Genomic DNA, 9,541 nt, shown 5'->3' with positions numbered 1-9,541 from the left:
GCACGGTGATGATCACCGGCGACCACCCCGCCACGGCCCTGGCTATCGCGAAGGAGCTGGGCCTGCTGCGCGAGGGCGAGGCTCCGGAGGGCACCGTGCACGCGCGGGCGACGGCGGAGGAGAAGCTGCGCATCGTGCGCGGGTGGAAGGCGCGCGGGGAGGTGGTCGCCATGACGGGGGACGGCGTGAACGACGCGCCGGCCCTGCGCGAGGCGCACATCGGCATCGCCATGGGCCGCACCGGCGCGGAGGTCACCCGCGAGGCGTCCGACCTCATCCTCACGGACGACAACTTCGCGAGCATCGTGGCGGCCGTGCGCGAGGGGCGCGGCATCTACGAGAACATCCGCAAGACGCTCGTCTACCTGCTGGCCGGCAACGGCGGAGAGCTGGTGCTGATGCTTGGCGCGTCGCTCCTGGGTCTACCCCTGCCGCTGCTGCCCCTGCACCTGCTCTGGGTGAACCTCGTCACGGACGGGCTGCCGGCGCTGGCGCTGGTCATGGACCCCGCTCCGCCGGACGTCATGCGGCGGCCACCCCGGCGCCCCGAGGAGCCCATGCTGGGACGGCGCGAGTGGGCGGCGGTGCTGGCCACGGGCCTGCTGGATGCGAGCGTCACGCTGGGCACCTTCCTCTGGGCGCTCCAGCGCATGTCCCTGGAGGAGGCGCGCACCCTGACGTTCACCGTGCTGGTGTTCTGCCAGGTGCTGAGGGCCTTCGCCGCGCGCAGCGCCGGGATGATCCACTGGGAGGTCGGGTCGTTCAGCAACTGGCCGCTGCTGGGGGTGGTCGCCGGCACGCTGGCGCTCCAGGTCGCCCTGCCGGAGGTGCCCATGCTCGCCGCGTTCTTCTCGCTCGTTCCACTGGACGCCGCGCACCTCGCGCTCGCGCTGGGCCTGGGGCTCATCCCGGTGAGTGTGCTGGAGCTGCGCAAGCTGGTGGCGCGCGGCCTGACGCGAAGGAGCAGGGCATGCACGTGATGGAAGAGGAAGCGTCCACGGTCTCGCTGCGGTTCCTGGGGGCGGCGGGCACCGTCACCGGCTCCCGGTTCCTGCTGGAGCGGGAGGGCCGCGAGAAGTGCCGCGTGCTGCTCGACTGCGGCCTGTTCCAGGGGCTCAAGGCCCTGCGCCAGCGCAACTGGGAGCCGCCGCCGTTCGACCCGGTGACGCTGGACGCCGTGGTCCTCAGCCACGCCCACCTGGACCACTCCGGCTACCTGCCGCTGCTGGCGCGGGGCGGGTTCCGCGGCCCCGTCCACTGCACGCCGGGCACGGCGGACCTGCTCGGGCCGCTCCTGCTCGACTCCGCGCACCTCCAGGAGGAGGACGCGGAGCGGGCCAACCGCCACGGCTACTCGAAGCACCAGCCCGCGCTGCCGCTCTACACGGTGGAGGACGCGCGGCGCGCGCTCACGCTCGTGCGCACGCACCCCTACGGCACGCCCTTCACGGCGGGGGAGGGGCTGGAGGTGACCTTCCGGCGCGCGGGCCACATCCTCGGCTCGGCCACGGTGGACGTGGCCTGGGGGCAGGGGGACGCCGCGCGCCACCTGGTCTTCTCCGGGGACCTGGGCCGCCCGGGCCGTCCCATCCTGCGCGACCCGGAGCCCGTGCCCGGGGCGGACGTGCTGCTGCTGGAGTCCACCTACGGCGACCGCGTGCACGCGGCCTGGCCGGAGGAGCAGCTGGCGCGCATCATCACGCGTACCGTCCACCAGGGCGGCGCGGTGGTCATCCCCGTCTTCGCGGTGGGGCGCGCGCAGGAGCTGCTCTGGACGCTGCACCGCCTGCGGGACGAGCAGCGCCTGCCGCGCGTCTCCGTGTTCCTGGACAGCCCCATGGCGCAGGACGTGACGGAGCTCTACTGCCGCCACCCGGAGGACCATGACGTGGACATGCGGCGGCTCACCTTCCAGGCGCGCTGCCCGCTGTGCGCCTCGGAGCGCCACTGGGTGCGCACCGCCGAGGCGTCCCGGGCGCTGCTGTCGAGGACGGACGCCCGGGTCATCCTCGCGGGCAGCGGCATGGCCACGGGCGGCCGGGTGCTGCACCACCTGAAGCACCTGCTGCCGGACGCGCGCAACACCGTGGTTCTCGCGGGCTACCAGGCCGCGGGCACCCGGGGGCGCGCGCTCCAGGACGGCGCGGCCCGGCTGCGCATCCACGGCGAGGACGTCCCCGTGCGGGCGCGGGTGGAGACGGTGGACGGCCTGTCGGCGCACGCGGACCGGGAGGAGCTGCTCGCCTGGCTGCGCACGTTCCCGCGCCCGCCGCGCGAGACCTGGCTCGTCCACGGGGAGCCCGGCGCCAGCGAGGCGCTGGCGGCGACCCTCCGCGAGCGCATGGGCTGGCACGTGCGGGTGGCGCGCGACGGCGAGCGCGTGACGCTGGAGTAGGCCCCGCCCCACGCGGGCGGCCGGGCCTTCAGCGCGGGAGCACCTGCTCGGCCCGGACCTCCGTCACCCCCGGGGGCTCGCCCCGCTCGAACCGCGTCACGCTCTCCAGCGTGGTCCGGGCGATGGCGTCCAGCGCCTCGCGGGTGAGGAAGCCCTGGTGCGCGGTGACGAGCACGTTGGGGAACGTCAGCAGGCGCGCGAGCACGTCGTCCTGGAGCACCTGGCCGGAGAGGTCCTGGAAGAAGATGCCCTCCTCCTCCTCGTACACGTCCAGGCCCGCCGCGCCCAGGTGGCCGGACTTGAGCGCGTCCAGCAGGGCATGGCTGTCGATGAGCGCCCCGCGCCCGGTGTTGATGAGCATGGCCCCGGGCTTCATCCGCGCGAGCGCCGCCGCGTCGATGAGGTGGCGCGTGGCGGGGGTGAGGGGCACGTGCAGCGAGACGATGTCCGCGCGGGCCAGCGCGTCCTCCAGCGTCACGGGCTCCACTCCCAGCGCCTTCGCGTCGCCTTCGGACAGCTGGGGATCCACCGCGAGCAGCCGGCAGCTGAAGCCGTGGAAGATGCGGGCGGTGGCGCGGCCGATGCGCCCCAGCCCCACCAGCGCCACCGTCCTGCCGTGCAGGTCGAACCCCACCAGCCCGTCCAGCGAGAAGTTCCACTCGCGCACCCGCGCATAGGCGCGGTGCACCTTGCGGTTGAGCGCGAGCACGAGCGCGGCGGTGTGCTCGGCCACGGCCTGCGGCGAGTACTCCGGCACGCGGACGACGGCCAGCCCCAGCCGGCCGGCGGCCTCCAGGTCCACGTGGTTGAAGCCCGCCGAGCGCAGTGCCACCAGCCGCGTGCCCCCCGCCGCCAGCGCCTGGAGACACGGGCCGTCCAGCCGGTCGTTCACGAAGGAGCACACCGCGGGGAAGCCCGCGGCCAGCCCCACCGTCTGGGACGTCAGGCGGGGCTCGAACCAGGTGAGGGCGTGGCCGAACGCGGCGTTGGCCGCCTCGAAGGCGGTGCGGTCGAAGCGGTGGGTGTCGAAGAAGGCGATGCGCATGGACGTGGTTTCCTTCCGTCCCGCACTTTGCATCCGCCGTGCGCGGCGATGACACCGGCCCGGAGTGCCGCGCGGGCGCAAGCGTTGCGGAGTGCACGCGGTGCCGCGCAATTCCTGCGGGGACGCGTCCGGCCCGGCCTTGCGACGGCCCTGGCATGCATCCTGAAGTGCGAGGCGGGCAGGGGCCGCAGGGCCCGGAGGATGTTCCATGGATGCCACGCGTGACGAGGAGTGCAGGCGGCTGCGCAAGCGGTGGCGGACGCTGCTGGAGCTCAGGCTCCAGCACCGGCACCTGCTGCGCGAGGTCATGGGCGCCGGGGCTCCCGCGTGGGTGGACCGCGCCGTGGCCCGGGAGGAGACGCAGATGCTCGACGCGCTGGATGCGCGCGAGGCACGGGCCCTGGCGGTGGTGGAGCGCGAGCTGGCGCCACTCCCTCCGCCGGCCAGCCTGCCCCGGTGCTCCTGTCACGCGGCGCGTGGACGATGAGCCCGCCCCCGAAGGCCCCCGTCTCCATCGGGTGGTTCGCGCTGGGCTACTTCGCCTGCTACCTGCCCTACAGCGCGCTGACGAAGGCGCTGAGCCTGGGCGCCCTGCCGGGCATGAGCGCGGGGCTGCCGGGCTTCGTGCTGCTGCCGTCCACGGCGCTGGCCACGCTGGTGGGGATGTTCGCCTACCTGGCGTGGAGCGGCGCCTTCCAGCACGCGGGGCGTCTGCGCGTGGGGCCGGTGGTCCTGCCCTGGCCCGGGCGGTGGACCTTCCTGTCGGGCCTGTGCACCACGGGCATCATCGCCACCACCACGCTGGCGTACACCTTCGACGGCACCTCCATCGTCTTCATGATGCTGCTGATGCGCGGCGGCGTGCTGGTGCTCGCGCCGCTGGTGGACGCGGTGAGCGGCCGGCACGTCGCGTGGCCCTCGCGCGTGGCGCTGGGCGTGAGCCTCGCGGCGCTGCTCGTCGCCACGGGGCCGGGCACGGAGCTCCGCCTCGCCTGGGTGGCCGCGCTGGACTGGGCGGTGTACGTCGTCAGCTACTTCGTGCGCCTGCGCTTCATGAGCCGGCTGGCGAAGAACCACGTGCCCGGCGCGCGCGAGCGCTACTTCGTGGAGGAGCAGATGGTGGCCGCGCCCGCGCTCGTCGTCCTGCTCGCGCTGTGGGCCTCTTCGGGCGTGGGGGGCGCGGCGGCCCAGCTGCGCGAGGGCTTCACCGGGATGTTCACGCGGCCCACGCTGCCCGTGGAGCTGGCCGTGGGGCTCTTCTCCCAGGGCAGCGGCATCTTCGGCGGGCTGGTGCTGCTGGATGCGCGGGAGAACACCTTCACCGTGCCCATCAACCGCGCCTCCAGCGTCTTCGCGGGCGTGGGCGCGACGCTCGTGCTCTCGCTGTGGCTGGGCCTCCCCGGCGTGAGCGTCCGCGAGCTGGCCGGCGCCGGGCTGGTGACGGTGGCCGTCGCGGTGCTCGCGGTGCCGGGCGTGCTCGAGGCGCGCCGCAAGCGCGCCGTCCCCCTCTCACTCCCTCCTGCCGCCTGAAGCCCTCATGGACGTGGAACGTGAAGACACGACAGTCGCTGGGACCCACGGGCCGCGTCGCCAGCCCGGACCGGAGGACGCCATGCATGCGGACCCCATGACGACCCGGGCGCGGCAGATGCTGTTGTCCCGCCGGAGCGCGCTGCGTGCGGCGCGCGCGGACACCCGTCCCGGGGCTGGCGGTGGAGGGGACGGATGCCCGCCCGCGCGCGGAGCGTGCTTACCACCGCATGAGCTGGAGGAGGTGGAGGCGGCGCTCGAGCGCATCGCGCAGGGGCGCTTCGGGGGGTGCGAGCAGTGCGGCGGCGCCATCGGTCGTCAGCGGCTGCTGGCCGTCCCAGAGGCGCGCTGCTGCCTGGCGTGCGCGGACACGCGGGCCCGGGATGCGAGCGGATGACGCCCCCGGGCCCTTCCCTGCAGGCCTGGCCAGACACCCTCCTGCACCCCGGCCCGTGTCTGGTAAGCAGGGGCATGGCTCCAGAACGCATCCTGGTCGTGGACGACGAGGCGAACGCGCGGCGCGCCCTGGTGACCCTCCTGGGCGAGGAGGGGTACGAGGTACGGGAGGCCGCGGACGGCGCGGAGGCGCTCGCCGCGCTCGACGACTTCTCGCCCGCGCTGGTGCTCACGGACGTGCGGATGCCGCGCATGGACGGGCTCACGCTGCTGCGCCGCGCGAAGGAGGCCGGCAACGACGCGGCCTTCGTGATGATGACGGCGTTCGGCACGGTGGAGGCGGCGGTGGAGGCCATGCGCATGGGCGCGGAGAGCTACCTCACCAAGCCGCTGGACCTGAACGCCGTGCTCGTCGTGCTGGGCAAGGCGCTGGAGACGCGCCGGCTGAAGCAGGAGACCCGCCAGCTGCGCGAGCGCGTGGCGGAGCGCTTCCGGGTGGGCAACATCATCGGGGACGCGCCGGAGCTCCAGGGGGTCTACGCCCTCATCCAGCAGGCGGCGCCCACGCGGGCCACCGTGCTCATCCTGGGGGAGAGCGGCACGGGCAAGGAGCTGGTGGCCCAGGCGCTGCACGAACTCAGCCCGCGCAAGGCGCGCCCCTTCGTGAAGGTGCACTGCGCGGCGCTCAGCGAGGGCCTGCTGGAGAGCGAGCTGTTCGGCCACGAGCGGGGGGCCTTCACCGGCGCCCTCGCGCGCAAGGAGGGCCGCTTCGAGCTGGCGGACGGCGGCACCCTGTTCCTGGACGAGATTGGAGAGATCTCCCCGGCCGTGCAGGTGAAGCTGCTGCGCGTGCTGCAGGGCCGCGAGTTCGAGCGCGTGGGCGGCACGCAGACGCTGAAGGTGGACGTGCGCATCGTGGCGGCCACCCACCGCGACCTGGAGGCGGAGGTGAAGGCGGGCCGCTTCCGCGAGGACCTCTACTACCGGCTCAACGTGGTGGCGGTGACGCTGCCGCCCCTGCGCCGGCGCAAGGCGGACATCCCCGCGCTGGTGAGCCACTTCCTGGAGCGCTGCAACGCGCTCCACGGCAAGGCCGTGAAGGGGCTGGCGCCCGGCACCCTGGAGGCGCTGATGAGCCACGACTGGCCGGGCAACATCCGCGAGCTGGAGAACGCGGTGGAGCGCGCCGTGGTGCTCGCGCGGGGCGAGGAGCTCACGGCGGACGACCTGCCGCCGGTGCTGCGCGGCCCCCGCCCCAGCGCCGGGGCCGTCGAGCGGCTCATCCCCGGCGCGACGCTCGCCACCATTGAACGGGAGGCCATCCTGCGCACCCTGGAGATGGTGCAGGGCTCCACCACGCGCGCCGCGGAGGTGCTGGGCATCAGCGTGCGGAAGATCCAGTACAAGCTCAAGGAGTACGGCGGCGGTGGCACCGGCCCGGACGAGGACCCGGCCCCTGCCTCGTAGGCCACGCGCGCAAGGAAGGGAATCACCATGGAAGCAACACCCGGAGGCGCGTCGGACAACGTCCTGGAGGAGCTCCAGCGCTACGTGGGCTTCTCCTCCGACGACGGAGAGGCCCTGCGCGAGCTGCACCCCATCGCCTGCGCGCACTTCGAGCGCATCGCGGACGTCTTCTACCGGCGCATCCTGGAGCACCCGGAGGCGCGCAAGGCGCTGGAGGGGGGCGAGAGCCAGGTGGGCCACCTCAAGGTGACCCTGCATGACTGGATGGGGTCGCTGCTGCTGGGGCCGTGGGACGCGGCGTACTTCGAGCGCCGCTGCCGCATCGGGCGGGTGCACGTGCGCATCCACCTTCCGCAGCACTACATGTTCGGCGCCATGAACCTGCTGCGCCAGGAGCTGTCGGCGGTGCTGGAGGAGGCGCTGCGCGACGCTCCTGCCCGGGCCGCGCGCCTGGGCCGGGCGCTGGGGAAGATCCTGGACCTGGAGCTGGCCATCATGCTGCACACCTACCGCGAGGACCTGCTGGCCCAGGCGGCCCGGGCCGAGCGGCTGGCGACCTTCGGGCAGCTCGTGGGCTCCATCGGCCACGAGCTGCGCAACCCCCTGGGCGTCATCGAGACCTCGCTCTTCATCCTCAAGGGCCGCCCCGCCGCGGCGGAGGACGCGCGCGTGACCAAGCACCTGGACCGCATCGGCGAGCAGGTGGAGGTCGCCAACCACATCGTCACCAGCCTGCTGGACATGATCCGCTCCCGCCCGCTCGTCCGCGCGCCGCTGCGGCTGGCGGAGGTCTGGGCCTCCGCGCTGGAGTCCGTCCCGCCGCCCGGGCACGTGCGCGTGCACGCGCAGGGGCTGGAGGCCCTGCCCGTCCTGGAAGGGGACGCCGTCCAGCTGCGGCAGGTCTTCGTGAACCTGCTGCAGAACGCGGTGCAGGCGCTGGGCGAGCACGAGGGCGAGGTGCGGCTGACGGCGGAGGTCCCGGAGGACGGAGCGCGGCGCGTCCGGCTGGTGCTGGAGGACAGCGGCCCGGGCCTGGACCCGGCCATCCGCGCGCGCGTCTTCGAACCGCTGATGACCACGAAGGCGCGCGGGCTGGGGCTGGGCCTGGCGCTGGTGCGGCGCATCCTCGAACGGCATGGCGGTGGGATTGGCTACGCTCCCACCGGAGGCGGCCCGGGAGGGGCGCGCTTCGTGGTGGAGCTTCCCCTGACGCAGGAGCCTTCCTGATGGGCCGCTTCCTGGTGGTGGATGACAACCGGGCCTTCGCGGAGAACCTGGCGGAGATCCTGGAGGACGCGGGCCACGAGACCACCGTGGTGGACTGCGGCGAGGCCGCGCTCCAGGCCGCGCGCGCCGAGCGCTACGACGTGCTCATCACCGACATGCGCATGGCCGGGATGAGCGGCGCCGCGCTGGTGCACCACCTGCGCCAGCGGGACCCGGGGCTCGCGGCCATCGTCGTCACGGCGCATCCGGGGGAGGCCGAGCTCGCGCGCGCGCACGCGGAGGGCGTGCTCGCGGTGCTGCCCAAGCCGGTGCCGGTGCCCGCGCTGGTGGAGCTGCTCACGCGGGCCCGCCGCGACGGGCTCGTCGTGCTGGTGGAGGACGACGCGAGCCTCGCGGACAACCTCACGGAGGTGTTGCGCGAGCGCGGCTTCACGGCCGTGGTGGCGCGCTCGGTGCCGGACGTCGCGGGGCTCAAGCCCGTGCGCCCCTTCGCCGCGCTCGTGGACCTGCGCGTGCCGGGCGGCCCCGACGGCGAGGCGCTGCGCCGCGTGCGGGAGCGCTTCCCGTCCGCCACCCCCTTCGTCGTCACGGCCTTCCCGGAGGCCCTGCCCGGGGACTTCGAGGGCCGGTGCGTCCGCAAGCCCTTCGACACCGGGGCGCTGCTCGCCGCGCTGGAACAGGTGCATGGAGGCAGCGCGTGACGGCGCCGGGAGGCGCGGGGGAGCGGCCCCGGGTGCTGGTGGTGGATGACAACCCGGCGTTCCTGGACAACATGAAGGAGCTGCTGGAGGACCAGGGCTACGCGGTCTCCAGCGCGACGAGCTGCGCGGGGGCGCTGGAGCGGGCACCGTCGGGCTTCGACGTGGCGCTGGTGGACATCCGGCTGCCGGACGGCGAGGGGACGCGGCTGGTCCCCCAGCTCAAGGCGCTGGTGCCGGACGGCGAGGTGGTGCTGCTCACCGGCCTGGGCATGCTGGAGGCGGCGGTGGCCGCGGTGCACGCGGGCGCGTGCGCGTACCTGCTCAAGCCCTGCGCCACGCCGGAGCTGCTGGTGACGCTGGAGCAGGCGCTGCGCCAGGTGCGGCTGCACCGCGAGAAGCAGGTGCTGGCCCGGCGGGCGCAGGTGACGGAGAAGCTGGCCGCGGTGGGCACGCTGACCGCGGGGCTGACGCACGAAATCCGCAACCCCCTCAACGCCGCCGTCCTGCAGCTCACCGTCCTGGAGCGCCGGGTGCGCAGGCTGGAGGAGGCCGCGCAGGGGCCGCTGCTGGAGCCGCTCCTGCTGGTGCGCGATGAGATCCGCCGCCTGGATCACATCCTCGAGGACTTCCTCCAGTTCGCCCGCCCGCGCGAGTTCAGGTCGGCCGCCGTGGCGGTGGCGCCGCTGTTCGAGCGGGTGGGCGGCCTGCTGGCCTGGCAGGCCGAGCAGCGCGGTGTGGCGCTGGAGGTGGAGCCGCTGGAGGGGCTGGAGGTGTGGGGGG

General features: G+C 74.2%; 10 protein-coding genes. 9 read left to right on the top strand and 1 reads right to left on the bottom strand.

The annotated features are described in order from the left end of the window. Together D7W79_RS32865 and D7W79_RS32860 are read left to right on the top strand one after the other, a co-directional pair. Positions 1-980, top strand: a 980-nt coding sequence (locus tag D7W79_RS32865) for an HAD-IC family P-type ATPase (RefSeq protein WP_147442164.1), incomplete at its 5' end; no start/stop codon positions are given. Then, entirely contained in the window at positions 971-2,395 is a 1,425-nt protein-coding gene (locus D7W79_RS32860) for an MBL fold metallo-hydrolase RNA specificity domain-containing protein (protein ID WP_244222100.1), read from the top strand. The genes D7W79_RS32865 and D7W79_RS32860, both read left to right, overlap by 10 nt. A gap of 28 nt (positions 2,396-2,423) precedes the next feature. Here the strand turns inward: D7W79_RS32860 and D7W79_RS32855 are convergent, their stop codons facing one another. Beyond that, positions 2,424-3,440, bottom strand: coding sequence for a 2-hydroxyacid dehydrogenase (locus D7W79_RS32855; protein WP_120529305.1), 1,017 nt, complete (start codon positions 3,438-3,440; stop codon positions 2,424-2,426). Positions 3,441-3,648: 208 nt separating this feature from the next. Here D7W79_RS32855 and D7W79_RS32850 point away from each other — a divergent pair, with 208 nt between their 5' ends. The 7 genes from D7W79_RS32850 to D7W79_RS32820 all read left to right on the top strand — a co-directional run. After that, the gene (locus tag D7W79_RS32850; RefSeq protein WP_120529304.1) at positions 3,649-3,927 is read left to right on the top strand and encodes a hypothetical protein; all 279 of its coding nucleotides are present in this window, start codon (positions 3,649-3,651) and stop codon (positions 3,925-3,927) included. Next, entirely contained in the window at positions 3,897-4,970 is a 1,074-nt protein-coding gene (locus tag D7W79_RS32845; RefSeq protein WP_208729899.1) for a hypothetical protein, read from the top strand. Before D7W79_RS32850 ends, D7W79_RS32845 begins: the two co-directional genes overlap by 31 nt. Before the next feature lie 82 nt (positions 4,971-5,052). Next, a complete protein-coding gene (locus tag D7W79_RS32840) occupies positions 5,053-5,367 on the top strand; it encodes a TraR/DksA family transcriptional regulator (protein ID WP_120529306.1) in 315 nt (104 codons plus the stop codon). A gap of 74 nt (positions 5,368-5,441) precedes the next feature. After that, complete coding sequence (locus D7W79_RS32835; protein ID WP_120529302.1) at positions 5,442-6,833, top strand: sigma-54-dependent transcriptional regulator; 1,392 nt, start codon at positions 5,442-5,444, stop codon at positions 6,831-6,833. Between the two features lie 27 nt (positions 6,834-6,860). Continuing rightward, positions 6,861-8,060: a sensor histidine kinase gene (locus D7W79_RS32830; protein WP_120529301.1), complete on the top strand. Its 1,200-nt coding sequence runs from the start codon at positions 6,861-6,863 to the stop codon at positions 8,058-8,060. Continuing rightward, entirely contained in the window at positions 8,060-8,761 is a 702-nt protein-coding gene (locus D7W79_RS32825; RefSeq protein WP_120529300.1) for a response regulator, read from the top strand. Before D7W79_RS32830 ends, D7W79_RS32825 begins: the two co-directional genes overlap by 1 nt. 71 nt (positions 8,762-8,832) lie before the next feature. After that, on the top strand, positions 8,833-9,541 hold a 709-nt coding region (locus D7W79_RS32820), incomplete at its 3' end, for a response regulator (protein WP_147442165.1).

Origin of the sequence: Corallococcus exercitus (genome assembly GCF_003611585.1) — a bacterium.
Lineage (GTDB): Bacteria > Myxococcota > Myxococcia > Myxococcales > Myxococcaceae > Corallococcus > Corallococcus exercitus.
The sequence above is the reverse complement of the archived record's forward strand: the minus strand, read 5'-3'. Positions and strand labels throughout refer to the sequence as shown.